22 protein-coding genes are annotated in these 25472 nt (G+C 75.1%); 13 read left to right on the forward strand and 9 right to left on the reverse strand.

What is annotated here, in order from left to right; genetic code table 11:
- Positions 1 to 89: 89 nt before the first annotated feature.
- Complete coding sequence (locus ACQY0Z_RS24905) at positions 90 to 1784, reverse strand: PucR family transcriptional regulator (protein ID WP_439812830.1); 1695 nt, start codon at positions 1782 to 1784, stop codon at positions 90 to 92.
- Positions 1785 to 2144: 360 nt separating this feature from the next.
- On the opposite strand from ACQY0Z_RS24905, the gene ACQY0Z_RS24910 reads away from it, so the two are divergent.
- The 5 genes from ACQY0Z_RS24910 to ACQY0Z_RS24930 all read left to right on the forward strand — a co-directional run bounded on the left by ACQY0Z_RS24910 (position 2145) and on the right by ACQY0Z_RS24930 (position 8962).
- Entirely contained in the window at positions 2145 to 3035 is an 891-nt protein-coding gene (locus ACQY0Z_RS24910; RefSeq protein WP_439812831.1) for an FAD binding domain-containing protein, read from the forward strand.
- The gene (locus ACQY0Z_RS24915; RefSeq protein WP_254587525.1) at positions 3035 to 3619 is read left to right on the forward strand and encodes a (2Fe-2S)-binding protein; all 585 of its coding nucleotides are present in this window, start codon (positions 3035 to 3037) and stop codon (positions 3617 to 3619) included. Before ACQY0Z_RS24910 ends, ACQY0Z_RS24915 begins: the two co-directional genes overlap by 1 nt.
- 2 nt (positions 3620 to 3621) lie before the next feature.
- Positions 3622 to 6006, forward strand: a complete 2385-nt coding sequence (locus ACQY0Z_RS24920) for a xanthine dehydrogenase family protein molybdopterin-binding subunit (RefSeq protein ID WP_189899065.1) — start codon at positions 3622 to 3624, stop codon at positions 6004 to 6006.
- Between the two features lie 293 nt (positions 6007 to 6299).
- Positions 6300 to 7754 carry an NCS2 family permease gene (locus ACQY0Z_RS24925; protein ID WP_254587526.1) on the forward strand — a complete coding sequence of 485 codons (1455 nt, stop codon included), beginning with the start codon at positions 6300 to 6302 and terminating at the stop codon, positions 7752 to 7754.
- Between the two features lie 59 nt (positions 7755 to 7813).
- Positions 7814 to 8962, forward strand: coding sequence for an XdhC family protein (locus ACQY0Z_RS24930; RefSeq protein WP_254587527.1), 1149 nt, complete (start codon positions 7814 to 7816; stop codon positions 8960 to 8962).
- A 15-nt stretch (positions 8963 to 8977) separates the two neighbouring features.
- Here the strand turns inward: ACQY0Z_RS24930 and ACQY0Z_RS24935 are convergent, their stop codons facing one another.
- The 3 genes from ACQY0Z_RS24935 to ACQY0Z_RS24945 form a co-directional block, all read right to left on the reverse strand.
- Entirely contained in the window at positions 8978 to 9700 is a 723-nt protein-coding gene (locus ACQY0Z_RS24935) for a DinB family protein (RefSeq protein WP_347225486.1), read from the reverse strand.
- A gap of 109 nt (positions 9701 to 9809) precedes the next feature.
- Complete coding sequence (locus ACQY0Z_RS24940; RefSeq protein ID WP_439812832.1) at positions 9810 to 10250, reverse strand: SRPBCC family protein; 441 nt, start codon at positions 10248 to 10250, stop codon at positions 9810 to 9812.
- A 29-nt stretch (positions 10251 to 10279) separates the two neighbouring features.
- Complete coding sequence (locus ACQY0Z_RS24945) at positions 10280 to 11050, reverse strand: polysaccharide deacetylase family protein (protein ID WP_439812833.1); 771 nt, start codon at positions 11048 to 11050, stop codon at positions 10280 to 10282.
- A 387-nt stretch (positions 11051 to 11437) separates the two neighbouring features.
- On the opposite strand from ACQY0Z_RS24945, the gene ACQY0Z_RS24950 reads away from it, so the two are divergent.
- Genes ACQY0Z_RS24950 through ACQY0Z_RS24980 form a run of 7 tightly spaced genes read left to right on the forward strand, consistent with a single transcriptional unit; the run spans position 11438 to position 17752 of the window.
- Positions 11438 to 12457 (forward strand): glycosyltransferase family 2 protein, encoded by a 1020-nt coding sequence (locus ACQY0Z_RS24950; RefSeq protein ID WP_439812834.1) that lies wholly within the window; start codon positions 11438 to 11440, stop codon positions 12455 to 12457.
- Complete coding sequence (locus tag ACQY0Z_RS24955) at positions 12454 to 13098, forward strand: D-glycero-alpha-D-manno-heptose-1,7-bisphosphate 7-phosphatase (RefSeq protein ID WP_189899055.1); 645 nt, start codon at positions 12454 to 12456, stop codon at positions 13096 to 13098. The genes ACQY0Z_RS24950 and ACQY0Z_RS24955 overlap by 4 nt, the downstream gene beginning before the upstream one ends.
- The gene (locus ACQY0Z_RS24960) at positions 13095 to 14084 is read left to right on the forward strand and encodes a glycosyltransferase family 9 protein (protein ID WP_189899053.1); all 990 of its coding nucleotides are present in this window, start codon (positions 13095 to 13097) and stop codon (positions 14082 to 14084) included. Before ACQY0Z_RS24955 ends, ACQY0Z_RS24960 begins: the two co-directional genes overlap by 4 nt.
- Complete coding sequence (locus ACQY0Z_RS24965) at positions 14081 to 15031, forward strand: glycosyltransferase (protein ID WP_189899051.1); 951 nt, start codon at positions 14081 to 14083, stop codon at positions 15029 to 15031. The genes ACQY0Z_RS24960 and ACQY0Z_RS24965 overlap by 4 nt, the downstream gene beginning before the upstream one ends.
- Positions 15028 to 15987, forward strand: coding sequence for a glycosyltransferase family 9 protein (locus tag ACQY0Z_RS24970; RefSeq protein WP_381730038.1), 960 nt, complete (start codon positions 15028 to 15030; stop codon positions 15985 to 15987). Before ACQY0Z_RS24965 ends, ACQY0Z_RS24970 begins: the two co-directional genes overlap by 4 nt.
- A complete protein-coding gene (locus ACQY0Z_RS24975; RefSeq protein ID WP_254588601.1) occupies positions 15984 to 16859 on the forward strand; it encodes a glycosyltransferase family 2 protein in 876 nt (291 codons plus the stop codon). Before ACQY0Z_RS24970 ends, ACQY0Z_RS24975 begins: the two co-directional genes overlap by 4 nt.
- Entirely contained in the window at positions 16856 to 17752 is an 897-nt protein-coding gene (locus ACQY0Z_RS24980) for a glycosyltransferase family 2 protein (RefSeq protein WP_189899045.1), read from the forward strand. The genes ACQY0Z_RS24975 and ACQY0Z_RS24980 overlap by 4 nt, the downstream gene beginning before the upstream one ends.
- 50 nt (positions 17753 to 17802) lie before the next feature.
- On the opposite strand, the gene ACQY0Z_RS24985 is transcribed toward ACQY0Z_RS24980, so the two are convergent.
- The 3 genes from ACQY0Z_RS24985 to ACQY0Z_RS24995 form a co-directional block, all read right to left on the reverse strand.
- Positions 17803 to 18144: a DUF3040 domain-containing protein gene (locus tag ACQY0Z_RS24985; RefSeq protein ID WP_189899044.1), complete on the reverse strand. Its 342-nt coding sequence runs from the start codon at positions 18142 to 18144 to the stop codon at positions 17803 to 17805.
- A 62-nt stretch (positions 18145 to 18206) separates the two neighbouring features.
- Entirely contained in the window at positions 18207 to 19136 is a 930-nt protein-coding gene (locus ACQY0Z_RS24990; protein ID WP_254588599.1) for a polysaccharide pyruvyl transferase family protein, read from the reverse strand.
- Between the two features lie 85 nt (positions 19137 to 19221).
- Positions 19222 to 19782, reverse strand: coding sequence for a hypothetical protein (locus ACQY0Z_RS24995; RefSeq protein WP_439812835.1), 561 nt, complete (start codon positions 19780 to 19782; stop codon positions 19222 to 19224).
- A gap of 179 nt (positions 19783 to 19961) precedes the next feature.
- Between ACQY0Z_RS24995 and ACQY0Z_RS25000 the strand changes: the two genes are divergently transcribed.
- Entirely contained in the window at positions 19962 to 21101 is a 1140-nt protein-coding gene (locus ACQY0Z_RS25000) for a winged helix DNA-binding domain-containing protein (protein WP_189899042.1), read from the forward strand.
- Between the two features lie 498 nt (positions 21102 to 21599).
- Here the strand turns inward: ACQY0Z_RS25000 and ACQY0Z_RS25005 are convergent, their stop codons facing one another.
- Positions 21600 to 24410: an ATP-binding protein gene (locus ACQY0Z_RS25005; protein ID WP_189899041.1), complete on the reverse strand. Its 2811-nt coding sequence runs from the start codon at positions 24408 to 24410 to the stop codon at positions 21600 to 21602.
- A 153-nt stretch (positions 24411 to 24563) separates the two neighbouring features.
- The gene (locus ACQY0Z_RS25010) at positions 24564 to 25388 is read right to left on the reverse strand and encodes a helix-turn-helix transcriptional regulator (RefSeq protein WP_347225506.1); all 825 of its coding nucleotides are present in this window, start codon (positions 25386 to 25388) and stop codon (positions 24564 to 24566) included.
- Positions 25389 to 25472 lie beyond the last annotated feature (84 nt).

Here is a 25472-nt window from a genome sequence, read left to right on the forward strand (position 1 = left end):
GTGCGGGCCGGTCGTGGCTGGTCGCGCAGTTCCCCGCGCCCCTGAGGGCGTTGCGTGCCCCTGAGGGCGTTGTGCCCGCGACCCGGTGATCAGCTCATCCGCAACGCCAGGAAGAAGTCCAGCTTGTCCTCCAGCCGCGACAGGTCACGCCCCGTCAACTGCTCGATGCGGCCGACGCGGTAGCGCAGCGTGTTGACGTGCAGGTGGAGGCGGGTGGCGCAGCGGGTCCAGGAGCCGTCGCAGTCGAGGAACGCCTCCAGCGTGGGGATCAGCTCGGCGCGGTGCCGGCGGTCGTACTCGCGCAGCGGGTCCAGCAGCCGGGCGGTGAACGCGCGCCGCACGTCGTCCGGCACGAACGGCAGCAGGAGTACGTGCGAGGCCAGTTCCTGGTGTCCGGCCGCGCAGACCCGGCCGGGGCGTGCCGCGGCGACCCGGCGCGCGTGCCGGGCCTCCTCCAGCGCGCCGCGCAGCCCCTCCGCCGAGTGCACCGCCGCGGACACGCCGACCGTGAGCCGTCCGTCGCCGTCGAGGCCCGCCGTCAGCGGCCCCCGTACGGACTCCAGCAGCGCGTCGGCCAGTACGCCGGGCCCCGCCTCGTCGTGCTCGTCGGTCACCGAGGGCAGCGGGACCAGCGCGACCGCCTCGTCGCCGGTGTGCGCCACCGCGATCCGGTCGGACGGCTCGGGTCCGGTCGACGCCGGGTCGACCAGGATCTCCTCGAGCAGCGCCTGCGTGACCGGCCCGGCGTCGCCGCGCCCGTCCTCCCACTCGACCCGGGCGACCACGACCTGCCAGTGCGGCGCGGTCCCGAGACCGGGCAGCAGCACCGGCGCGGCCACCCGCAGACGCGCGGCGATCTCCGCGGGCGCGGCGCCCGTCTGCACCAGTTCCAGCACCTCCTGCGCGAGCCGCCGCCGCACGGTGCGCGCCGCGTCCCGCCGGTCCCGCTCCACGGCGATCAGCTGGGTGACGCCCTGGAGCAGGTCCAGCCGCTCCTCGGCCCAGTCCCCGGCATCCGCCTCGACCGCCAGCAGCCAGTCCGCGAGCATCGTCTCGCGCGGGTCCGCCGGCTCCGAGGACGGACCGTGCCCGCTGCCCCGCACCGGGAAGAGGCTGTACGTCGTGCGGTCCAGCACCACCCGGTGCGGACCGCGCCGCCCGGTCCGCACGGCCGCCAGATGCTCCGCCGCGAGCCGCGCGCACGCCTCGGGGGCCAGCGCGGGCAGGGTGCCGCGCGCCCCCGCGGTCTCCTTGGGCGCCGCGATCAGCCGGCCGGTGGGGGAGAGCACCCAGGCGCGCAGGTCCAGGTCGGAGCCGAGCAGGTCGAGCACCACGTCGGGGCCGCCGCCCGCCGGGCCCGAGGTCATCATCCGCCGGTGCCGGTCCACCACGGCCGCCAGGTCCCCGGCGCGCTCGCCGGACACCTGCCGTACGACGTGCTCGGTGACGGTCGCGAAGGCCACCGACTCGTGCACCGCGAACAGCGGCAGCCGGTGCCGGGCGCACGCCACGACCAGGTCGTCGGGGACGTCCCCCAGCTCCGCCTCGCCCGCGGCCAGCGCGGCCACCCCGGCCTGCACGAGAATCCGTACGAACGGCTCGGAGTCGGCGGCGTCGCGGCGCCAGGCCAGTCCGGTCAGCACCAGCTCGCCGCCGGACAGATAGCGGCTGGGGTCGCGCAGGTCGGTGGTCATCACCCCGCGGACACTGCGGTCGAGCTCGTCCTCCCCGCCGAGCAGCCTCAGGCCCAGCGCGTCGGTGTCCAGCAGTGCGCGCAGCCGCATTCTCGTCGCCGCCGTTCCTTGTCTCGGTGCCCGTACGGGTGTCGGTACCCGTGGGGAGGGTGAAGGGTGGGTCGGGAGAGGCCCGCGGGACTGGCCTGCGGACATGCTCCGCCGGCCCCCGATCGCTCCCCGCGTTACTGGAGGAAGACCGGACGGTTACTGGGCCTCTCCGTTCATACGAATCTACAAGATGCCCGCGTTGGCCAGCCAACTCCTTCATGGTTTCCGTGACTGACCCGGGCGGAGTAGGCGGCGGTGTACTGAACGCACTCCACGTGAACACCGCAGGAAAGAGCCGGGCCCGCCGCACACGGATTGGCTCAATCTGTACGCCCCTCGAGACGAAGAAGAGAGCCGGTCATGGACTTCCTTCGCCCCGCCAGCTGGGAGGAGGCGCTCGCCGCGAAGGCCGAGCACCCCACCGCTGTGCCGATCGCGGGCGGCACCGACGTGATGGTCGAGATCAACTTCGACCACCGCCGTCCCGAGTACCTGATGGACCTCACCCGCATCGGTGATCTCTACGAATGGGAGGTGGGCGACGACACCGTACGGCTCGGCGCCTCCGTCCCCTACGCGCAGATCATGGAGCACCTCCGCCCCGAGCTGCCGGGCCTCGCCCTCGCCTCCCACACGGTCGCCTCCCCGCAGATCCGCAACCGCGGCGGCGTCGGCGGCAACCTCGGCACCGCCTCCCCGGCCGGAGACGCCCACCCCGCCCTGCTCGCGGCCGGCGCCGAGGTCGAGGTGGAGTCCGTACGCGGCTCCCGCCGCATCCCGATCGACGGCTTCTACACCGGCGTGAAGCGCAACGCGCTCGCGCCCGACGAGCTGATCCGCGCCGTCCACGTCAAGAAGGCGGACGGACCGCAGCAGTACTCCAAGGTCGGCACCCGCAACGCCATGGTGATCGCCGTGTGCGCCTTCGGCCTCGCCCTGCACCCGGAGACGCGCACGGTCCGCACCGGCATCGGCTCCGCCGCCCCGACCCCGATCCGCGCGAAGGCCGCCGAGGACTTCCTCAACGCGGCCCTGGAGGAGGGCGGCTTCTGGGACAACGGGAAGATCGTCACCCCGTCCGTGGCGAAGCAGTTCGCCGATCTGTGCGCCGCCGCCTGCAACCCCATCGACGACGTGCGCGGCACCGCGAGCTACCGCCGTCACGCGGTCGGCGTGATGGCCCGCCGCACCCTGGCCTGGACCTGGGAGTCGTACCGCGGCGCCCACCGCACCACGGAGGGAGCCGCGTAATGCGTGTCCACTTCACCGTCAACGGACGCCCCCAGCAGGCCGACGACGTCTGGGAGGGCGAGTCCCTCCTCTACGTCCTGCGCGAGCGCCTCGGCCTGCCCGGCTCCAAGAACGCCTGCGAACAGGGCGAGTGCGGCTCCTGCACCGTACGGCTCGACGGGGTGCCCGTGTGCTCCTGTCTGGTCGCCGCCGGACAGGCCGAGGGCCGCGAGGTCGTCACCGTGGAGGGCCTCGCCGACCACGCCCGGCAGCGCGCCCGCGGCTGCGGCGAGTCCGGCGGCTCCTGCGGCACCTCCCTCGACGAGGCCAAGGCGTGGAAGCCCGACGGCGCCGACTCGCAGACCGGCGAGGGCGGCGAACTCTCTCCCGTGCAGCAGGCGTTCATCGACGCCGGCGCCGTCCAGTGCGGCTTCTGCACGCCCGGACTGCTGGTGGCCGCCGACGAGATGCTGGAGCGCAACCCCAACCCGTCCGACGCGGACATCCGCGAGGCGCTCTCCGGCAACCTCTGCCGCTGCACCGGCTACGAGAAGATCATGGACGCGGTCCGCCTCGCGGCCGCCCGCCAGTCAGAGGGGGTCTGAGCATGCCCACGAACGGCGTTCCCACGAAGATCACACAAGGTTCCGGCACCAAGGGCGGCATCGGCGAGTCCACCCTCCGCCCCGACGGCACCCTCAAGGTCACCGGCGAGTTCGCGTACTCCTCCGACATGTGGCACGAGGACATGCTCTGGGGCCAGATCCTGCGCTCCACCGTCGCCCACGCCGAGATCGTCTCCATCGACACCGCGGAGGCCCTCGCCACCCCGGGCGTGTACGCCGTCATGACGTACGACGACCTGCCCGCCGAGGTGAAGCACTACGGTCTGGAGATCCGGGACACCCCGGTCCTCGCCCACGGCAAGGTCCGCCACCACGGCGAGCCCGTCGCGATCGTCGCCGCCGACCATCCCGAGACGGCCCGCCGCGCCGCCGCGAAGATCAGGGTCGAGTACCGCGAACTGCCCGTCATCACCGACGAGGCGTCCGCGACCGCCCCCGACGCGGTCCTCGTCCACGAGCACCGCGACGACCACCACGCCGGGCACGTCCCGCACCCCAACATCGTGCACCGCCAGCCCATCGTGCGCGGCGACGTCGCCGCCGCCCGCGGGCGCGCCGACGTGATCGTGGAGGGCGAGTACACCTTCGGCATGCAGGACCAGGCCTTCCTCGGCCCCGAGTCCGGGCTCGCCGTGCCCGAGGAGGACGGCGGCGTCCACCTCTACATCGCCACCCAGTGGCTCCACTCCGACCTGCGCCAGATCGCGCCCGTCCTGGGCCTTCCCGAGGACAAGGTGCGGATGACGCTGGCCGGCGTGGGCGGCGCGTTCGGCGGGCGCGAGGACCTGTCCATGCAGATCCACGCCTGCCTGCTCGCCCTGCGCACCGGCAAGCCCGTCAAGATCGTCTACAACCGCTTCGAGTCCTTCTTCGGCCACGTCCACCGCCACCCCGCCAAGCTGTACTACGAGCACGGCGCCACCGCCGACGGCAAGCTGACCCACGTCAAGGCGCGCATCGTCCTCGACGGCGGCGCGTACGCCTCCGCCTCCCCGGCCGTCGTCGGCAACGCCTCCTCGCTCGGGGTCGGGCCGTACGCCGTGGACGACGTCGACATCGAGGCGATCGCCCTCTACACCAACAACCCGCCCTGCGGCGCGATGCGCGGCTTCGGCGCGGTCCAGGCGTGCTTCGCCTACGAGGCGCAGATGGACAAGCTGGCGGCGCGGCTCGGCATGGACCCGGTGGAGCTGCGGCAGCGCAACGCCATGGAGCAGGGCACCCTCCTGCCCACCGGCCAGCCCGTCGACTCGCCGGCGCCGGTCGCCGAACTCCTGCGCCGCGTCAAGGCGATGCCCATGCCGCCCGAGCGCCAGTGGGAGTCCAGCGAGGGCGCGGACGTACGCCAGCTCCCCGGCGGACTGTCCAACACCACGCACGGCGAGGGCGTCGTCCGCGGTGTCGGCTACGCGGTCGGCATCAAGAACGTCGGCTTCTCCGAGGGCTTCGACGACTACTCCACCGCCCGCGTCCGCATGGAGGTCGTCGGCGGCGAACCCGTCGCCACCGTGCACACCGCGATGGCCGAGGTCGGGCAGGGCGGCGTCACCGTCCACGCCCAGATCGCCCGCACCGAGCTGGGCGTCACCCAGGTGACGATCCACCCGGCCGACACCCGGGTCGGCTCGGCCGGTTCGACGTCCGCGTCCCGCCAGACGTACGTCACCGGCGGCGCGATCAAGCACGCCTGCGAGCTGGTCCGCGAGAAGGTCCTCGAACTGGGCCGGCGCAAGCTGGGCTCCTACCACCCCGCCTGGGCGCACGCCGAACTCCTGCTGGAGGGCGGCAAGGTCGTCACCGACGGCGGCGAGGTCCTCGCGGACCTGGTGGACGTCCTCGGCGACGAGGCCGTCGAGGTCGAGGAGGAGTGGCGCCACCGCCCCACCGAGCCCTTCGACCTGCGCACCGGCCAGGGCAACGGCCACGTCCAGTACTCGTTCGCCGCGCACCGGGCGGTCGTCGAGGTCGACACGGAGCTGGGGCTGGTGAAGGTGATCGAGCTGGCCTGCGCGCAGGATGTCGGCAAGGCGCTGAACCCGTTGTCGGTGGTCGGCCAGATCCAGGGTGGCACCACCCAGGGGCTGGGTGTGGCGGTCATGGAGGAGATCCTGGTCGACCCGACGACGGCGAAGGTGCGGAATCCGTCCTTCACGGACTATCTGATTCCGACGATCCTCGACACGCCGACGATTCCGGTCGACGTCCTGGAACTCGCCGACGACCACGCGCCGTACGGGCTTCGCGGGATCGGTGAGGCTCCGACGTTGTCGTCGACACCGGCGGTGCTGGCGGCGATCCGGGCGGCGACGGGGTTGGAGCTCAACAGAACGCCGGTCCGGCCGGAGCACCTGACGGGCACGGCGTAACGCCGGGTGCGGGCAGTCCGTGGCTGGTCGCGCAGTTCCCCGCGCCCCTGAAGGCGTGCGATCGCTCTGGTCGCTGAGAGCGCACCGTGCCGCCGCTGCGGGCAGTCGTGCCGCTTGGGGCGGCACGGGTGGGCGCAGCGGCACCCCCGCCGGGCAGGCAGGTACCCACTCACCCCCGCCCCGGCACCACCTCGTTCGTCTCGGGCCGTCCCCCGGGTCGTGCACCTCCCCAAATCCCGACGCCCCCCCGCAGGGGGACCGGGTGCCCCTATGAACCTTGGGAGCAGGCCACCATGACCCAACAGTCACTCAACCCCACCACCCCCGAGAACCGGGATCCGGAAACCCCCGTTTCCGGCAACGCCCCCTGGCTCGACCGCTACTTCCACATCACCCGCAGGGGATCGACCCTCGCCCGCGAACTCCGGGGCGGCACCACCACCTTCATGGCGATGGCGTACATCCTCCTCCTCAACCCCCTGATCCTCTCGGGCAAGGACGCGGCGGGGAACACCCTCGCCCCCACCGCCCTCATCACCGCCACCGCCTTCGCCGCCGCCGTATCCACCCTCCTCATGGGCTTCTTCGGCAAGGTCCCCCTCGCCCTGGCCGCCGGCCTGTCCGTGTCGGGCGTCCTCGCCTCCCAGGTCGCCCCGGAGATGACCTGGCCTCAGGCGATGGGCATGTGCGTGATGTACGGGGTGGTCATCATGCTGCTGGTCGTCACCGGCCTCCGCGAGATGATCATGAACGCCATCCCGCTGGCCCTGAAGCACGCGATCACCATGGGCATCGGCCTGTTCATCGCCCTGATCGGCTTCTACAAGGCCGGGTTCGTCCACCAGGGCGAGTCCACCCCGGTCACCCTCGGCCCGTCGGGCGAACTGGCGGGCTGGCCGGTCCTGTTGTTCGCGATCACCCTGCTCGCCGTCTTCGTGCTGCAGGCCCGAGGGATCCCCGGCGCCATCCTCATCGGCATCGTCGGCGGCACCGTACTCGCCGTCGTGCTCAACGCGTTCGGCGTGATCGACCCCAAGCAGTGGGCGAGCGGCCCGCCCGAGCTGAAGGGCGGCGCGGTGTCGATGCCGGACTTCTCGCTCTTCGGGCACGTCGAGTTCGGCGGCTGGGGCGAGGTCGGCGCGATGACCGTCGGGATGATCGTGTTCACCCTGGTCCTGGCCGGGTTCTTCGACGCGATGGCGACCATCATCGGCGTCGGCACGGAGGCGAAGCTCGCCGACGACAAGGGCAGGATGCCGGGCCTGTCGAAGGCGCTGTTCATCGACGGCGCCGGCGGCGCGATCGGCGGAGTGGCGGGCGCGTCCGGCCAGACGGTGTTCGTCGAGTCCGCGACCGGCGTGGGCGAGGGCGCCCGTACCGGACTGTCCTCCGTCGTCACCGGGCTGTTCTTCGCCGCGTGTCTGTTCTTCACCCCGCTGACGGCGATCGTGCCGGGCGAGGTGGCCGCCGCGGCGCTGGTGGTGATCGGCGCGATGATGATGTCGAACGCCCGCCACGTCGACTGGGCCGACCGCGCCACCGCGATCCCGGTGTTCCTGACCGTGGTGGTCATGCCGTTCACCTACTCGATCACCGCGGGCGTGGCCGCCGGCGTCGTCTCGTACGTCGCCATCAAGGCGGGGCAGGGGAAGGCGCGGGAGGTCGGACCGTTCATGTGGGGACTGGCCCTGGTCTTCCTGGTGTTCTTCGCCCTCGCGCCGATCGAGGGCTGGCTCGGGGTGCGCTGAAAGGGCCACCCTGTCTTCCACGTCACCGCAGCCGTCACCGCAGTTGAGGAGAGCGAGACATGCTGGACATCGCCGAGGAGCTTCACCGGTGGGCCGCCGAGGGCCGTGACTTCGCCGTAGCCACCGTGGTGGCCGTCGGCGGCAGCGCGCCCCGCGGGGCCGGCGCCGCGCTGGCGGTCGACGCCGACGGCACGGCGGTCGGCTCGGTCTCCGGCGGGTGCGTGGAGGGCGCGGTGTACGAGCTGTGCGTACGGGCCCTCGAGGACGGCGTGACCGTCCTCGAGCGGTTCGGCTACAGCGACGAGGACGCCTTCGCCGTCGGCCTCACCTGCGGCGGGATCATCGACGTGATGGTCACCCCCGTACGGGTGTCCGACCCCGCCCGCCCCGTGCTGGCCTCCGCGCTCGCCGCGGCGGCCGGCGGGCGGGCGGCGGCGCTCGCCCGCGTCGTCGAGGGCCCCGAGCACCTGCGCGGCCGCGCGCTCACCGTCCTCCCCGACGGCTCGTACGAGGGCGGATTCGGCGCGCACCCGGAGCTGGACCGCACGGTCGTCGCCGAGGCGCGAGCCTTCCTGGAGGCGGGCCGCACCGGCACGGTGGAGACAGGCGAGGAGGGCTCGCGCTGCGGGGAGCCGGTCACCGTGCTGGTCGAGTCGTCGGTGCCGCCGCCCCGGATGATCGTGTTCGGCGCGATCGACTTCGCGGCGGCGCTGGTGCGGGTCGGCAAGTTCCTCGGCCACCACGTGACCGTGTGCGACGCGCGGCCGGTGTTCGCGACCCGGGCGCGCTTCCCGGAGGCGGACGAGATCGTCGTGGAGTGGCCGCACGAGTACCTGGCCCGCACGGAGGTCGACGCCCGCACGGTGCTGTGCGTCCTCACCCACGACGCCAAGTTCGACGTACCGCTGCTGGAGCTGGCGCTGCGTCTGCCGGTGGCCTACGTGGGCGCGATGGGCTCCCGCCGCACCCACCTCGACCGCAACGCGCGCCTGCGCGAGGCCGGCGTGACCGAGCTGGAGCTGGCCCGCCTCAGGTCCCCGATCGGCCTCGACCTGGGCGCCCGTACCCCGGAGGAGACGGCGCTGTCCATCGCGGCGGAGATCGTCGCCGCCCGCAGAGGCGGCACGGGCGTCGCCCTCGCGGGCGCGCACACCCCCATCCACCACGACACCCCGGCCCCGGCCCGCACCATCGGCTCGGTGGCCTGAGCGGAAGCCCGTACGTCAGCGCCCCGACAGCGCGTGCCGGACCCGCCACAGGTCGCGCAGCAGCGCGATCTCCGCCATGTGGTGGACGAACTCCAGGTTGGCTCCCGCGATCACGCCGACGAACGGGTCGTCGGGGTCGGAACCGTAGGGGTACTGCGAGAAGCCCACCGTGTCGAGCTGCTCCTCGGTGACGCCGCCGATGGCGGTCCGCCACCGGTCGACGGTCTCCCAGAACCGCTCCAGCGCGACGGCGGCGGAGGGCGTGAAGTCGACCATCTGCTTCGGGTCCTGCCGCTTCTCCCCGAAGGCCCACTCCCAGCCGCCCGCGAACTCGTGGTGCAGATGCCCCAGCCGCCACGCGATCGTGGTGAGCGGGGTGTCGTCGGGCTCCGGTTCCCCGGTGTGGGCGAGGACCTCCTCGACCCGCGCCACGCTCACGCTCCAGTCCTCGGCGATCTTCTCGACGCTCATCCCGGAGGCCGCCTGCCGGGCCACTTCCGCGTACTCGGACGCGGGGATGTCCGGGTCGCCCAGGTCGAGCACCCACGCGCCGGGTCCGAAGGCCCTGGGCGTCACCGCCTCGCCGCGGGGCCGGATCGACCAGCAGCCGGGCACCGGCTCCCAGAGGTACTCCTCGTCGCCGAGCCCCGACAGGCGCGCACGGGCCATGTCCGTCGCCTTGTCGAACTGCTCCAGCAGCATGCTCAAGCGGTCGGTCCGTATGCCCTCGGTGCCCATGCCAGGCCTTCCCGTCGTCGGGTCGCTGTCCGGATTGCCACCGGGACCGTAGTGGCCCCGCGCCGGGGGACGCGACTGCTTTTACGGGGCACCCACGCTGCGGCGGAGGTCACCCCCGCCGCAGCAGCCGGTCCGTCGCCCGCCCGAACATCACGCGTCCCGCCCGCGCCAGCAGCCCGTCGCACGCGGCCGGGAGGAAACGCACGCGGACGTCCTCCCGCCACACCACCCGGCTGCGTCCGCCGGGACGCGCGTGCACCTCGATCTCCGCCCACCCCATGACCGTCCGCCCGCGCTTCTCCAGCCGGCAGAACCCTGCGGAGTCGCCCACCGGGGGCCGCCACACCGTGACCTCCATCGGGTCGTCGAAGCCGAGCGGGACCGTGCCCGTGCGGGCGGTGAACCGGGTGCCCTCGCCGGTGGGCGGGGGAGTGGTGACGGTGATCCGGGTCAGCGGGACCACCTCGCCGTGCCGGGGCCAGGTGGTGACCCGGCGCCAGGCCTCGGCGGGAGGCAGGGGCACGGTGCGCTGGAGCTCGAAGGTGGCCACGGCCCGATCCTAGGAGCCCCTCCCCGCCCTCACCGGTACACCGCGCCCGGCTCCGCCTTCCCCGGCGCGAGCAGCTGCGGGACCGTCACGAAGACGTACCCCCGCTTCTTCAGCGCGTCGATGACGCCCGGCACGGCGGGCACGGTGCCGTCGTAGAGGTCGTGCAGCAGGATGATGCCGTCGCGGGAGGACTGGGCGAGGACCCGGCGCGTGATCAGGTCCGGGTCGGTCGTCGTGTAGTCCTTCGCCGTCACGCTCCACAGCACCTCCGACAGCCCCAGCTCGCGGCTGATGTCGTGCACCGTGTCGTTCGTGCGGCCCTGCGGCGGGCGCATCAGGGTGGGGCGGCGGCCGGTGAGGCGCTCTATCGCGTCGTTGGTGCGCTCCAGCTCCTCGCGTATCTCGTCCGGCTCCAGCTCCGTGAGGATGCGGTGGGTCCAGGTGTGGCTCGCCACCTCGTGCCCCTCGTCGGCCATCCGCCGCACCAGCTCCGGGTACGTGTCGATGTGCCGCTTGCCGAGGAGGAAGAAGGTCGCCGGGACCCGCTCCTCATCGAGGATGTCGAGCAGCCGCGCGGAGTGCTCGCTCGGCCCCGCGTCGAACGTCAGCGCTACGCACTTGGCCTCGCGGCAGTCCACGGCCCCGAACCGCGCCTGCACGTCGGTCGCGCGGACGGCGCTGGGTGCGGTCGACTGCACGCGGGTGCACCCGGTCAGCGCGAGCGCTGCCACCACGGCCCCGGCCGCAAGGGTGCGGAACGCGGCCCCTCTTCTCGTCGTCTTCCTGTTCGGAAAAGGCATGCGCGGACTGTACACACGGTCTATACGCTGGGTTTATAGTCCGCTGTCGCGTGCCTCCGTCCGGGTGATCCGGCCCTGTGAGAGTCGTCACCGGACGGCCGGGCAACCATCCGGCCCGTCCCGCCCTCCGACCTGCGCCCCTCTCCGTCTCGGTGCACGCTGGTGCAGAGCGCCGCATACACGCACGGAGCGGGGCGAGCCGTGTCCAACCGTTTGACGCGGGTCGGGCGCGGCACCCGCTCCCCGCAGTACTCGCCCGACGCAGGGACGGAGCCCACTCCCCATGCACGACCCCGGTGACCACGCCCCGTACCCCGAGCGCCGCCCCACCCCCGCGGGCCCGCGCCCGCGCGGGCCGTACGCCGGGTGCGGAGGAAGGGCGCCGGGATGACGCCCTACGCCGTCGTGGTCCCCACCCTGGTGCGGGACTGCCTCCCCGACTGCCTCCCCGACTGCCTCGCCGCGCTGGCCGCCGCGCGCGGGCCGCGCCCGGAGCGCATCGTCCTCGTCGACGACCGCCCCGCCACGCCCGTGCCCGACCCGGAGCCGCTGGAGCACGCGCTGAGCGTCCTCGGCGACCTCCGTGCCCGCACCACCGTGCTGCCGGGAGAGGCCCGCGGCCCCGCCGCCGCCCGCAACACCGGACTGCGCGCCGTCACCGAGCCCTGGGTGGTGTTCCTCGACGACGACGTCCAGGTCGGGCCGCACTGGTGCGCCCAGCTCCGGCGGGACCTCGACGAGGCGACGCCCGACACCGCGGGTGTGCCCGGCGTCATCACCGTGCCGCTGCCCGGCGGACGGCGCCCCACCGACTGGGAACGCGGCACCGCGGGACTGGCCCGCGCCCGCTGGATCAGCGCCGACATGGCCTACCGCACCGGGGTCCTCCGCCGGGCCGGAGGCTTCGACGAACGCTTCCCCCGCGCGCACCGCGAGGACGCCGACCTGGCGCTGCGGCTCCTCGACTCCGGCTGGCGCATCCGCCGGGGCCGCCGCACCACCCTGCACCCCGTGCGCCCCGCCTCCCGCTGGGCGTCGGTGGGCAAGCAGCGCGGCCACGCCGACGACGCCCTGATGCGGCGGCTGCACGGCCCCGACTGGTGGGAGCGGGCCGTCTCGCCGCGCGGCCGCATCCGCCGCCACGCCGCGATCACCGCCGCCGGCGCCGCCGCCTGCGCGCTCGCCGCCACCGGACACCGCAGAGCCGCCGCGGCCTGCGCGGCGGGATGGGCGGCCGGCACCGCCGAGTTCGCCCGCGCCCGTATCGCGCCCGGGCCGCGCACCCCCGAGGAGGTAGCGACCGTGCTCGCCACCAGCGTGGTCATCCCGCCGGCCGCGACCTGGCACCGCCTGGCCGGCGCCTGGCGCCACCGGAACGCCCCCGCCTGGCGGGAGGTGGCCCGATGAGCCCCGTGCGGGCGGTGCTGTTCGACCGCGACGGCACCCTGGTGCACGACGTCCCCTACAACGCCGCCCCGGAGCGCGTACGCCCCGTCGACGGGGCGCGCGAGGCACTCGACGCGCTGCGCGCCCGCGGTGTCCGCCTCGGTGTCGTCACCAACCAGTCCGGCGTCGCCCGCGGGCTGCTCACCGAGGCCGACGTCCGGCGCGTCAACAAGCGCGTCGAGGAACTCCTCGGCCCGTTCGACGTCCGGGCCTTCTGCCCGCACGGCCCCGACGACGGCTGCCCCTGCCGCAAGCCCCGGCCCGGCATGATCCTCGACGCCGCCCGGCAGCTCGGCGTCGACCCGGCCGACTGCGTCGTCGTCGGCGACATCGGCTCCGACGTCGAGGCCGCCTGCCGGGCCGGCGCGCACGCCGTCCTCGTCCCCACGCCCGTCACCCGCCCCGAGGAGACCGCCGCCGCCCCGCACGTGGCGCGCGACCTGCCCGCCGCCGTACGGCTCATCCTCGACGGCCCGCCGTGGGAGACGCCCGACGGCCCGGCGCTGGGGCTGTACGCCGACGCCGAACACGCGCGGGTGGCCCCCGGGCGCCCGCCGGCCGGCCCCCACGCGGCGCCGCCCCGGACCCGGAGGTACCTGTGAGAGCCCTCGTCACCCGGCTCGACAGCTTCGGCGACGTCCTGCTCGCCGGGCCCGCCGTACGCGCCGTCGCCGCCCGCGCCGACCACGTCACCCTGCTGTGCGGACCGCACGGGGCGCCCGCGGCGCGGCTGCTGCCCGGCGTGGACCAGGTGATCGTCTGGGAGTCCCCCTGGACCGGGTTCCGGCCGCCGCCCGTGGACCGGGACGACATCGACAAGCTCGTCGCGTCCCTCGACGCCGACGCCGCGCTCGTCCTCACCTCGTTCCACCAGTCGCCGCTGCCCACCGCGCTGCTGCTGCGGCTGGCCGGCGTGCCCTTCGTCGCCGCCGACAGCGAGGACCACCCCGGCAGCCTCCTCGACGTACGCCACCACCGCGCCCCGCACGCCCACGAGGCCGAGGCCGCCCTCGATCTCGCGGAGGCGGCCGGCTTCCCCCGCGTCGACGACGGCCGGCTGCGGGTCCTCCCGCCGCCCGCCGTCGGCGCGCTCACCGGCGACGGACCGTACGTCGTCGTCCACCCCGGCGCCAGCGTGCCCGCCCGCGCCTGGAGCCCCGGACGCTGCGCCCAGGCGGTGCGGGAACTGACCGCCGCCGGACGGCGCGTCGTCGTCACCGGCGGCGCGGGAGAGCGCGACCTCACCGCGTACGTCGCCGGCGGCCGCGCCCTCGACCTGGGCGGCCGTACCGACGCCCCACGGCTCGCCGGGGTGCTCGCCGGGGCCGACTGCGTCGTCGCCGGCAACACCGGCCCAGCCCATCTCGCCGCCGCCGTCGGCACCCCCGTGGTGTCGCTGTTCGCGCCGGTCGTCCCCGCCGAGCGGTGGCGCCCCTACGGCGTGCCCCATCTGCTGCTCGGCGACCAGGACGCCCCGTGCGCCGGAAGCCGCGCCCGGCGCTGCCCCGTACCGGGCCATCCCTGCCTGGACACCGTGACCGCGCTCGACGTCGTCGCCGCGGTCGACAAGCTCGTGGAGGTGGCATGAGGATCCTGCTGTGGCATGTGCACGGGTCGTGGACCACGGCCTTCGTGCAGGGACCGCACACCTACGTCGTCCCCGTCACCCCGGACCGCGGACCCGACGGGCTCGGCCGCGCCCGCACCTTCGACTGGCCCGACACGGTCGTCGAGGTCCCGCCGGAACGCCTGGCCGAGCAGGACGTCGACGTGGTGGTGCTCCAACGCCCGCACGAGATCGGCCTGGTGGACCGCTGGCTGCGCCGCCGCCCGCCGCTGGTCTACCTGGAGCACAACGCCCCGCACGGCGACGTCCCCGACACCCGGCACCCCGCGGCGGACATCCCCGGCGCGACCCTCGTGCACGTCACCCACTTCAACCGGCTCATGTGGGACGCCGGTTCCACCCCCACGACGGTGATCGAGCACGGCATCGTCGACCCCGGCCCGCTGTGGACGGGCGAACTGCCGCACGCCGCCGTCGTCGTCAACGAGCCCGTGCGGCGCGGCCGTACGACCGGCACCGACCTGCTGCCGCAGTTCGCCGCCGCCGCGCCGCTCGACGTGTTCGGCATGGGCACCGAAGGCCTCGCCGCCCACCTCGGGCTGCCCGCCGACCGGTGCCGCTCCCACGAACTCACCCAGGCCCGCCTGCACGCCGAGATGGCCCGCCGCCGCGTCTACGTCCACCCGGTGCGCTGGACCTCCCTCGGCCTCTCCCTGCTGGAGGCCATGCACCTCGGCATGCCCGTCGTCGCCCTCGCCACCACCGAGGTCACCGAGGCGGTGCCGCCCGGCGCGGGCGTCGTCTCCAACCGGCTCGACGTCCTCACCGACGCCGTACGGGAGTTCGTCGCCGACCCGCTGGGCGCCCGCCGCACCGGCGACCTCGCCCGCGCCGCCGCCCTCGCCCGCTACGGCCTGCCCCGCTTCCTGGACGACTGGGAACGTCTCCTCAAAGAGGTCACGCGATGAGCTCCCCCCGGGTGCTCGTGCTCCGGGCGCTCGGGCTCGGGGACCTGCTCGCCGGGGTGCCCGCGCTGCGGGCGCTGCGACGCGGCTTCCCGGGCCACGAGATCGTGCTGGCCGCGCCCGCCGGCCTCGCCCCGGTCGCCGAGGCGACCGGGGCCGTCGACCGGCTGCTGCCCGCCTCCGCGCCCGGCCGGGCCGTCCCCCGCACCCTCGACTGGACCGGGCCGCCCCCGGCCGTCGCCGTCGACCTCCACGGCAACGGCCCGCCCAGCCACCGCCTCCTCCACGCCCTGCGCCCCGCCCGGCTGTTCGCCTTCGCGCACCCGGACACCCCCGACATCGAGGGCCCGCCCTGGCACCGCGACGAACACGAACGGGACCGCTGGTGCCGGCTGCTGACCTTCTACGGCCTCGACGCCGACCCCGCCGACCTGCGGCTGCCCCGCCCGCACACCCCCTCGCCCGCCCCCGGCGCGGTCGTCCTGCACCCCGGCGCAGGCGCGCCCGCGCGTTGCTGGCCCGTCGAGCGGTACGCCGCCGTCGCCGCCGACCTCCGCGACCGGGGGCTGCGCGTCGTGGTCACCGGGGGCGCGCACGAGGCCGACCTCGTGGCCCGGCTCGCCAAGGAGGCCCGGCTGCCCGACACGGACGTCTTCTCCGGCGGCCTGCCCTTCCACCGGCTGTCCGCCGTGATCGCCGGAGCCCGCGCGGTCGTCAGCGGCGACACCGGCGTCGCCCACCTCGCCGTCGCCCACGCCACGCCCACCGTCACCCTGTTCGGGCCCGTCCCGCCGAGCCACTGGGGCCCGCCCCCGCACCCCCGGCACATCGCCCTGTGGCACGGCCCCGAGGGCGACCCGCACGCCCGCCGCCCCGGCCCGGCGCTGCTGCGCATCACCCCCGACGAGGTGCTGGACGCCCTGCACCGCCTTCCCGCACCCGAGGAGCCCGCCCCATGACCCGCCCACACCGCGTCGGCGTCGTCATCGCCACCCGGAACCGCCGCGACCGCCTCGCGGTCACCCTGCGGCACCTCACCGACCTGCCGGAACGGCCCGAGATCCTCGTCGCCGACAACGCCTCCACCGACGGCACCCGAGCCATGGTCGCCCGGGACTTCCCCCACGTACGGGTCCTCGCCCTCACCCGCAACCACGGCGCCCTCGCCCGCAACCACGGCGCCCGCGCCCTGGACACCCCGTACATCGCGTTCGCCGACGACGACTCCTGGTGGGAGCCCGGCGCGCTCGCCCTCGCCGCAGGCCTGTTCGACGCCCATCCCCGGCTCGGACTGATCGCCGCCCGCACCCTCGTCGGCCCCGAGAACGCCGAGGACCCGCTCAACGACCTCCTCGCCCGCTCCCCCCTCGGCCCCGCCACCGACCTCCCCGGCGTCCAGGTGCTCGGCTTCCTCGCCTGCGCCGCCGTCGTCCGCCGCGCCGCCTACCTCGACGCGGGCGGCTTCCACCGGGTGCTGTTCTTCGGCGGCGAGGAGACCTGCCTCGCCTACGACCTCGCCGCGCGCGGCTGGGGCGTCACCCACTGCCCCGACGTCGTCGCCCACCACCACCCGGCCACCTCCGGACGCCCCGGCCGGCCCGCCCAGCAGCGCCGCAACGAAGTGCTCACCGCGTGGCTGCGCCGCCCCGTCCGGCACGCCCTGGCCCGCACCGGCGCCCTCGCCGCCGAGGCCCGCGCCGACACGACCGCCCGGTGCGCCCTGCGCCAGACCTTCGCCCTGCTGCCCGCCGCCCTGCGCGCCCGCCGGCCGCTGCCCCCGCACGTGGAGCGCGCCGCCCGGCGGCTGGAAGCGGAAGGGGCCACCGCATGACCGACCTCCGCACCACCGTCGTCGTCATCACCCACAACCGCCGCCGTGAACTGCTGCGCACCCTCGACCGGCTCGCCGAACTCCCCGAACGGCCCGAGGTGATCGTCACCGACAACGCCTCCACCGACGGCACCGCCGACGCCGTCGCCCGCCACCACCCGGAGGCACGGCTGCTGCGCCCCGGCCGCAACCTCGGCGCGGTCGGCCGCAACCTCGCGGTCGGCGAGGTCACCACCCCGTACGTCGCCTTCTGCGACGACGACTCCTGGTGGGCGCCCGGCTCCCTCACCGGCGCCGCCGACCTCCTCGACCGCCACCCGGCCGTCGTCTCCGTCACCGCCCGCATCGTCGTCGAGCCGCACGGCACCGAGGACCCCATCGTGCGCGAGCTGCGCGAGTCGCCCGTGCCGGGACCGCCGTGGCTGCCAGGACCCGCCCTCGGCTCCTTCCTCGCCGCCGCGACCGTCCTGCGCACGGACGCCTTCCGTAAGGCGGGCGGCTTCCACCCCAAGCTGTGGCTCGGCGGGGAGGAGGAACTGCTCGCCGCCGACCTCGCCGCCGACGGCTGGTGGCTCGTCTACGCCGACCACCTCACCATCCACCACCACGCCTCGGAGGCCCGCGACGCGACCCTGCGCCGCCGCCACGGCATCCGCAACACCCTGTGGTTCACCTGGCTCCGCCGCCCGGTCGTCCCCGCCCTGCGCCGCACCCTCGACCTGGCCCGCACGGTCCCGCGCGACTCGACGTCGCTCCTCGCCTTCACGGAGGCGGCGGCGGCACTCCCCTGGATCCTCCGCGAACGCCGCGTCCTCCCCCCGGAGGTCGAGTCCCGCCTGCGCCTCCTGGAACCGGCCCAACGGGCGTCGAAGGCGCGGCGCTACCTGGGCTGAACGCGGGTGCCCGCGGAGCCCCGCCCGTGCCGCTCCGCGCCCGCGGCTCCTCAACGCCCGTCGGGCGGCCCCGCGTCGCCCGACCAGCGGGACAGCAGGCGGAAGCCCATGAAGACCACCACCGGCCACACCACCGCGAACGTCCAGATCGCCCACGGAGCCGCCGTGACGAGGCCCGTCACCATCAGGGCCACCGACAGCACGACCAGGAGGGCGACCGTCCGGCCGCGTGGGCCGCGGCGGGTCATGCGGGCCGCGAAGCGCTTCAGGTCGGGGCCGCGGCGGGCGCGCCGGCCCCGCAGCAGCCGGTTGAGGCGGCGGTCGCGCCGCAGCGACCGCTCGATCTCGTCGAGGATGTGCTGTTCGTGTTCAGGGAGCCGACCGAGGGACACCGTCTCTCCTCCAACGACCGCCAGGGTGGACGTGCGTTCCGGGTGCCCGGAGCCTCCGCGCCCTAACCGGCGCCCGCGCCCGACGTCAGCGCCTCCAGCAAGTGGTCCGCCCCGTCCTCCGGCCGCCCCTCGCGGAACGTCTCACGCGCCTGCCGCGCCGCCACCCGGCCCGAGGTCAGACACCAGTCCCACCACCGGTCCAGCCGCCGCTCGTCCACCTGCTCCGCCGGCAGCAGCGCCGGCCACCCGCAGGCCCGCGCCTGCGCCGTCACCTTCGCGCCGCCGGCCACCGGGTCGATCGCGATCACCGGAGTGCCGACCCGCAGGGCCAGCACGAGCCCGTGCAGCCGGTCGGTGACCACCAGGTCCAGCCGCGCCAGCACCGACTGCACCTGCGCCGGCGTCGCGTTCAGATGCCAGTCCCGGGTGTCCAGCCGCGTCTCCAGCTCCAGCCGCGCGCAGTCCTTCCCGCCCAGCCAGTGCGTCACCCGCTCCGCGACCTCCCCGTGCCGACGCTGCGCCCCGTACTCGTGCTGCCCGTGGGTGAGGATCACCCCCACCACCGGCCGCGGCGGCACGGCGGGCGCGCGGGCCGCCAGGTCCTCGGTGGGCGCACGGCCCGGCGCGTCCCGGGCCAGCACCCGGTGGAACCCGGTGACCGCCGGCTCCTCCGGGTCGATCACCGACGTCCCCACGGCGATCCGCACACAGTGCGCGAACCGCCGGTGCAGCTCCTCCACCTGCGGCCCGTGCAGCGGCCCGCACACGAACACGAGGTGCGTGTAGTCGTGGGGACGTACGTCGTCGAGGTGCAGCGCGTCCGGCCGGAAGCCGGGGCTCCAGGCGATGTCGTACGGCGTGCCGGACCCGCGCAGAACCGTCTCGACCCGGTGCAGGGCCAGGACGTCCCCGGCGGTGGCCTCCCCGTCGCGGAAGCTGAACCACCCGGTCAGCAGGACCCTGCGCGGTGCTGTCTGGCTTCGCTGGTGCACGGCGCACCGAGTGCCCCTCCCGGCGCGACGGCAATCGGCACGCGCGCGATCAGGGAGCGGAACCGGATACGGCGGGGTTCAGGGGTCAGCCGGCGTCGGGGCGCCGCTGCTCCTCGTGGCGCCCGGCGCCGCCGTCCTGCGGGCCGTCCCCGTCCTGCCGGGGCCCGTCCTCGTACGCACGCGGACCACCCCCCTGCGGACCGCCCCCCTGCGGACCGGGACCCTGCGGACCGCCCCCCTGCGGACCGGAACCCTGCGGGCCAGCACCCCCCTGCGGGCCGGGACCCTGCTGCTGTCCGGGACTCCGGGGAAGTTCGGACCCCTGCGGCGGCCGCTGACCCCCCTGCGGCTGTCCGGGTCCCTGGTCCTGCCCCTGCCCCTGAGGCGAGCCCTGCCCCTGCTGCTGCCGGGGTCCCCCCTGCGGCTGGCGCGGGCCGCCCTGCGGGTGGCGGGGCCCGCCGGGACCCTGATGCTGGCGCGGGCCGTTCTGCGGCGGCCGGGGACGGACGGTGCCCGCCAGCGCCTGGCGGACCTCGAACTGGGTCCGCTCGGCCACCTCGCGGACCTCGGCCACGACGTCACCGCGCTCGCGCACGAGTCTGTCGTAGACCGGGAGGTCGTCGGGGGAGGGGGCGGAGGAAGTCATGGGGTCTTTCCTTCGTGGGGGGATCTCGTGCAGCGGGGCCGGATTTCCGGCCCCGTAGGTTCAGCGCCGCCGGACGGTCACGGCGTTACACTCCGCCGCGTCTTGTCCAGGAAAGGGACGGCTGTCCGGGACGGCGAAAGAGGACGGAATCCGGCCTGGGTCCTCGCTAGCGTGACCGCATGACGAAGTCGAAGCGGACCACCGCCGCCCCGCCGTCGCCGCCCGTCCTCGGCCCCCGCGCGCTGAACCGGGCGACCCTGGCCCGGCAGCTCCTGCTGAGCCGCTCCCCGATGTCCGCGACGGCCGCCGTCGAGCACCTGGTCGGCCTCCAGGCGCAGAACGTCAAGCCGCCCTACCACGCCCTCGCCGCCCGCCTCGACGGCTTCACCCCGGACGACCTGTCCCGGCCCATGGCCGACCGCGAGATCGTCCGCATCGTCACCCTGCGCTCGACCATCCACACCCACACCGCCGAGGACTGCCTCACCCTGCGCCCCCTGGTGCAGCCCGCCCGCGACCGGGAACTGCACCAGTTCCGTGCCGGGCTCGCCGGGGTCGACCTGGACCGCCTCGCCGCCAAGGCGCGCGCCCTCGTCGAGGAGGAGCCGCGCACCATGAAGGAGCTGCGCGAGGCGCTCCTGGAGGACTGGCCGGACGCCGACCCGCAGGCCCTCTCCGTCGCCGCCCGCTGCAAACTCCCGCTCGTGCAGGTCACCCCGCGCGGGCTGTGGGGCCGCAGCGGCCAGGTCCGGCTGACCACCGCCGAGCACTGGCTGGGCCGGCCCGCCGAACCCGCGCCGGACCCGGACGGCACCGCGCTGCGCTACCTCGCCGCGTTCGGTCCCGCGTCCGTGAAGGACATGCAGACCTGGGCCGGGCTCACCCGCCTCCGTGACGCCTTCGAGCGCCTGCGGCCCCGGCTCGTCACCTTCCGGGACGAGAGCGGCGCCGAGCTCTTCGACCTCCCCGACGCGCCGCGCCCGGACCCCGGCACCCCGGCCCCGCCCCGCTTCCTGCCCGAGTTCGACAACCTGCTGCTCTCCCACGCCGACCGCACCCGCGTGGTGCCGCCCGAGCTGAAGGGCCGGCACTGGCAGGGGAACATCGCCTACCGCACCCTGCTGGTGGACGGGGTCCTGGCGGGACTGTGGCGGCCGGACGACGACGCCCTCGTGATCGAGCCGTTCGGCCGCCTCGACCGGGCACGGCGGGCGGAGATCACGGAGGAGGCGGAGCGGATGCTCGCGGTCCTGCACCCGGGGGAGGCGTACGACATCCGCTTCGGGACGGTACGGGACACCTGGGACGGCATTGGATAGGGGGCGCTGCGGGCTGCTCGTGGAAGCCCGCAACGCCCCCTGGTCGTGACCTGAGGGTTGCTCAGGAACTCATGGGGTCGGCCCCTGACGACGGCACGGCGTGACGCCGGGGCGGACAGAGGAGGCGGCGAAGGAGCCGGCGTCGGTCGCGGCGGCAGTGGCGCGTCCGGGGGCGGACCGTCTGGTGCGGGTGAGCCCTGTCATGGGTCTCCTCCAGTCGCCGGTGGGGGGTCGCTCTCGGGTGGGGGGCCGGGCGTCGGGGTGGGGCCCCGGTGCGCCCGGGCGATCGGCACGTGTCACACGCTAGAACCGGTCGCGGGGCCGCCCCAATGAGGGAACCCCCTAAGGGAGTTGGACAGGGAAAACCCTCGGTCGCCGGGGCCGGACCAGCCGGTTTCCGGTCACGTGGGCCGATTACGACACCCTCGGAAGCCCGTCACGGAGGGAACGGGGAACCCATCGTGGCACGCACCACGCTTCCCCCGTGATCCGGGTCACCTACGGCGCCCGCCGCCCCGCCGCCAGCCGCACGATGTCCACGCGGGAGCGTATGCCCAGTTTCCGGTAGACCCGGGTGAGCGTCGCCTCGACGGTCTTGACGCTGATGAAGAGCCGCCCGGCTATCTCCCGGTTGGTCGCCCCCTCCATGACCAGCGCCGCCACCTGACGCTCCATCGACGCCAGCCCGTCCAGCGCGGCCGGTGTCGCCGAGGGCACCGGGTCGGCCTCCGCCGGTCCGGCCGCCACGGCCGCGTCGACCTGCCGCAGCCACGGCAGCGCACGGCACCGCCGGAACAGCCGCGCCGCCTCGTCGTACCCGGCGGGACCGGGGGTCCGGGAGCGCAGCCGGGCCCGCGCGAAGGCGGCGCGCGCCTCCTCCAGGCCGTGGCCGAGCTTGGCCAGGCGTTCCTGCGCCGACGTCAACTGGGCGATGGCAGCCTGGTGTTCGCCCCGTGCCGCGCGCACCAGCGCCTCCGCGCGGTCGAGGACCGCCAGCACGCTCGCCCGGTTCAGCCGCAGCGCGTGCACCCGGGTGACGTTGATCAGCTCCTGGGCCTCGCCGGGTTCGCCGATCCGCACCAGCGCCTCGGCGAGGTCGCCCTGCCAGCGGCCGCGCGCCGGGTCGGTGATGCCCATGCCGTGCTCCAGCTCGCGCACCCGGCGCAGCGAGTGCACGGCGGCCTGCGCGTTCCCGGACACCAGCTGGGCGTAGCCGAGGGCGGCCAGGGCGAGGGACAGGTACAGCTGGTCGCCGTCCACCTCGGCGTGGTCGGCGGACTCGCGGGCCAGGGCGAGCGCCCGGTCCACGTCCCCGCCGGACGCCTCGGCGACGGAGGCGAGCATCGCGGACGCGCTCTCCCCGATGCCGGAGTCGCGGGCCAGGCGCAGGCTCTCCCCGGCCAGGTCGAGGGCGCGCCCGCAGTGCCCGAAGCGCAGCTCGGTGTCGGCGAGCAGCCGGGAGAAGTGCACCTCGCTCTCGACCATGCCGCGCCGCCGCGCCTCACGCAGCAGCGCCGTGATGGCCGTACGGGCCTCGGGGAGCTGGTCGCTCATCAGCAGCCAGCGGAACCGGGCCATCGCGGCGCCGTTGTGGTGGCTGGCGACGTCGGGGTCCTGGGGCTCCTGGAGCGCGCGCCGGATGGTGGCGGGGGCGTCCGGGTGGCCCATGAGGGTCTCGGTGGACGACTGGAAGGAGAGCGCCATCAGCTCGGTGCGCCGGTCCCCGGCGCGGGCCGCCAGCCGCGCCGCGTGCGCGGCCTCCTGACGGGACTTCGCGAAGTCGCCGTTGACGACGACCTCCCGCCAGGCGAGCTGGTAGTGCACCAGGGCGAGCAGCCGGGGGTCGTCCCCGGCGTCGGCGAGCACCTGCGGGAACACGGCGTCGACCTCGCCGAGCGCCTGCCCGGCCGCCTCGATGACCACCATCCACGCCCGGACCCGCTCGGCCGGCACGGTCGCGCGGGTCAGCACCTCGCGGGCGATGTCGCGGGCGAGGTCGACCTCGCCGGCGGTGATGGCGTCCTCGGCGGCCTGGAGCCGCCGTTCGTCGGGGGCGGGCGCGGAGTCGGCGGGTGTGTGCCGGGCGGCGAGCAGTCCGAGGGAGGCGGCGACGGAGGGGGCGCCCCGGTCGCGGGCCGTCGCGGCGGCCTCGGCGAGCCGGGCCGCGACCTCCGGGTCGGGTCCGGTGGAGGCGAGCGCCAGGTGCCGGGCGCGTTCGATCGGGTCGGAGGCGGCCGTGGACAGCGCGGTGTGCGCGGCGCGGCGCTCCCGCGCGGGGGCCTCCGCGTAGAGGGCGGCGGAGATCAGCGGGTGCGTGAAGCGCAGCGCCGGGTCCTCGGGGTCGGTGATGAGCAGCCCGAGGGAGGCCGCCTGGGCGGTCTCGGCCTCCGCGTTGTCCCGCCCGGCCGCGTGCAGCAGGGCGAGGGTGGGGCGGGCGCCGGCGCTGGCCACCAGCAGGGTGCGGCGGGCCTCGTCGGACAGCATCTCCAGGCGGCTGAGGACCAGCGCCCGCAGCGAGGTCGGCACCGGGAGCGGCTCGCCGGGCCGGGGCCGGGTGGGGCTCTCCGCCAGGGCGCGGCCCAGCTCCAGCGCGAACAGCGGGTTGCCGCCGCTGGTGCGGTGGATGTCACGGACGGTGGAGCGGGACAGGCTGGTGTAGCCGCGGTGGTCCAGCAGCGCGGACACCTCGGTGCGGGAGAACGGTCCGAGCCGCACGGCGAGCGTGTCCGGCGGACAGGCGCGCAGGTGGCGGTCGTACTCCTCGTCCTCCGTGCGGACCGCGCACAGCATCCGGACCGGGCTGTCGCCCAGGCGGCGGGCGGCGAAACCGAGCAGTTCGGCGCTGGCCGGGTCGAGCCACTGGAGATCGTCGGCGACGACGAGGACGGGGCCCTCGGCGGACAGCGCGCGCAGCGTGGACAGCACCGCGAGCCGCAGCGCCAGACCGTCCCGCTGAAGGGTGGACTCGCCGCGCCCGGTGAGCGCCGACTCCAGGGCGGTGCGCTGGGCGACGGGCAGCCGGGGGGCCACCTCGTCCAGCACCAGACCGAACAGGTCGGCCAGCGCGAGGAACGGCAGATGGGATTCGGACTCCGTGGCCGAGCAGCGCAACACGCGCGAGGTCGCCGCGGCGTTTTCCGCCGCAAGTGCCCGCAGCACGGTCGATTTACCTATTCCGGCCGGGCCGTGCAGGAGCACGCTGCCGCCGCGCGCGAGCTGCGCCCTGGCGTCGGCGAACAGCTCGTCCCGGCCGATGACCAGGTCGGGGCGGTACCTGGCAGGCTCCTTGTCGTCCCGTCGCACGGTCACCGCTCCCCTCCGTGTGGCGTGTCCTGGCCAATATTAGGCAACAGGGTCCTCAATTCCGGCGGACGGTGGAGTGAGGTAAATGACAACGTTCCGATCAACTGTTAATCAAAGGTGTACTCGTGCTATTGCCGTCCGTGGGAGAACACCGCAAATCTACGGCAACCACCCGGCCCTGCGGGCGGCGACCACCGCCTCGCCCCGGGTCCGTGCCCCCAGCTTGCGCATCGCGGACCGCAGATACGCCTTGACCGTTTCGGACGTCAGCCCCAGCCGGGCGGCCGCCGCCCCGTTCGTCGCCCCCGCCGCGACACAGGCCAGCACGTCCACCTCCCGCGGCGCGAGCCGCACCGCGCCGGCCGGTGTCTCCCGCGCGGTGAGCAGGGCGCACGCGTCCAGCAGCTCCGCCCGCAGCGCCGGGTCGGCGATCCTCGGGGCCAGCGCCCGCAGCGCCGCGTGCGCCTCCCGCACCCGCTCCCGCCGAGCGCCCGCGCCGGACTCCCGCCACGGGTCCGTGCCCGGCTCCGGCTCGGCGGCCGCCAGCAGTTCCGCCGCCTCCTCCCGCATCAGCAGGGTCTGCTCGACGTCCCGCGCGACCTGCACCGCCTCACCGAGGGTGCGGTCGCCGAGCGGCCGCGCGGTGCGCAGCGCCCCGTACAGCACCGCCCGCACCCGCCGCCGTACGACGACCGGCACGGCGACCACGGAGCGCAGGCCCTCGGCGGCGACCGGGACGTCGTACTCGTGGCTGATCTGCCGGGAGACGGAGTAGTCCGCCACCGCGCACGGCCGGGCCAGCGCGACCGCCTTGCCGCCGAGACCGTTGCCCGGGGTCACCGCGAGCGAGCTGAGCGCCGGAGTGGCCGTGCCGCTCAGCTCGCTGATGCGGACGTGCCGGCGCCCCGGCTCCACCAGCCCGCCGAACGCCACCGGCAGCCCCGTCGCGCGCCGCAGCCGGGCCAGCGCACCCCGGATCTCCACCGCCTCGCCCGTCCTCGTCGGGTCTGCTGTCACCTGTTCGCCCCTTCACCACGGCCCGTGTGCGGGCGCACACCCCCGTTCGGG

Source organism: Streptomyces sp. P9-2 (assembly GCF_051903975.1).
GTDB classification, from domain to species: Bacteria; Actinomycetota; Actinomycetes; order Streptomycetales; family Streptomycetaceae; genus Streptomyces; species Streptomyces cellulosae.

What these genes read in the sequence shown, in the direction of transcription:
- ACQY0Z_RS24905 (WP_439812830.1), bottom strand. Translation starts at nt 1,784, where the DNA reads ATGCGGCTGCGCGCACTGCTGGACACCGACGCGCTGGGCCTGAGGCTG.
- ACQY0Z_RS24910 (WP_439812831.1), top strand. Translation starts at nt 2,145, where the DNA reads ATGGACTTCCTTCGCCCCGCCAGCTGGGAGGAGGCGCTCGCCGCGAAG.
- ACQY0Z_RS24915 (WP_254587525.1), top strand. Translation starts at nt 3,035, where the DNA reads ATGCGTGTCCACTTCACCGTCAACGGACGCCCCCAGCAGGCCGACGAC.
- ACQY0Z_RS24920 (WP_189899065.1), top strand. Translation starts at nt 3,622, where the DNA reads ATGCCCACGAACGGCGTTCCCACGAAGATCACACAAGGTTCCGGCACC.
- ACQY0Z_RS24925 (WP_254587526.1), top strand. Translation starts at nt 6,300, where the DNA reads ATGACCCAACAGTCACTCAACCCCACCACCCCCGAGAACCGGGATCCG.
- ACQY0Z_RS24930 (WP_254587527.1), top strand. Translation starts at nt 7,814, where the DNA reads ATGCTGGACATCGCCGAGGAGCTTCACCGGTGGGCCGCCGAGGGCCGT.
- ACQY0Z_RS24935 (WP_347225486.1), bottom strand. Translation starts at nt 9,700, where the DNA reads ATGGGCACCGAGGGCATACGGACCGACCGCTTGAGCATGCTGCTGGAG.
- ACQY0Z_RS24945 (WP_439812833.1), bottom strand. Translation starts at nt 11,050, where the DNA reads ATGCCTTTTCCGAACAGGAAGACGACGAGAAGAGGGGCCGCGTTCCGC.
- ACQY0Z_RS24950 (WP_439812834.1), top strand. Translation starts at nt 11,438, where the DNA reads ATGACGCCCTACGCCGTCGTGGTCCCCACCCTGGTGCGGGACTGCCTC.
- ACQY0Z_RS24955 (WP_189899055.1), top strand. Translation starts at nt 12,454, where the DNA reads ATGAGCCCCGTGCGGGCGGTGCTGTTCGACCGCGACGGCACCCTGGTG.
- ACQY0Z_RS24965 (WP_189899051.1), top strand. Translation starts at nt 14,081, where the DNA reads ATGAGGATCCTGCTGTGGCATGTGCACGGGTCGTGGACCACGGCCTTC.
- ACQY0Z_RS24970 (WP_381730038.1), top strand. Translation starts at nt 15,028, where the DNA reads ATGAGCTCCCCCCGGGTGCTCGTGCTCCGGGCGCTCGGGCTCGGGGAC.
- ACQY0Z_RS24975 (WP_254588601.1), top strand. Translation starts at nt 15,984, where the DNA reads ATGACCCGCCCACACCGCGTCGGCGTCGTCATCGCCACCCGGAACCGC.
- ACQY0Z_RS24980 (WP_189899045.1), top strand. Translation starts at nt 16,856, where the DNA reads ATGACCGACCTCCGCACCACCGTCGTCGTCATCACCCACAACCGCCGC.
- ACQY0Z_RS24995 (WP_439812835.1), bottom strand. Translation starts at nt 19,782, where the DNA reads ATGACTTCCTCCGCCCCCTCCCCCGACGACCTCCCGGTCTACGACAGA.
- ACQY0Z_RS25000 (WP_189899042.1), top strand. Translation starts at nt 19,962, where the DNA reads ATGACGAAGTCGAAGCGGACCACCGCCGCCCCGCCGTCGCCGCCCGTC.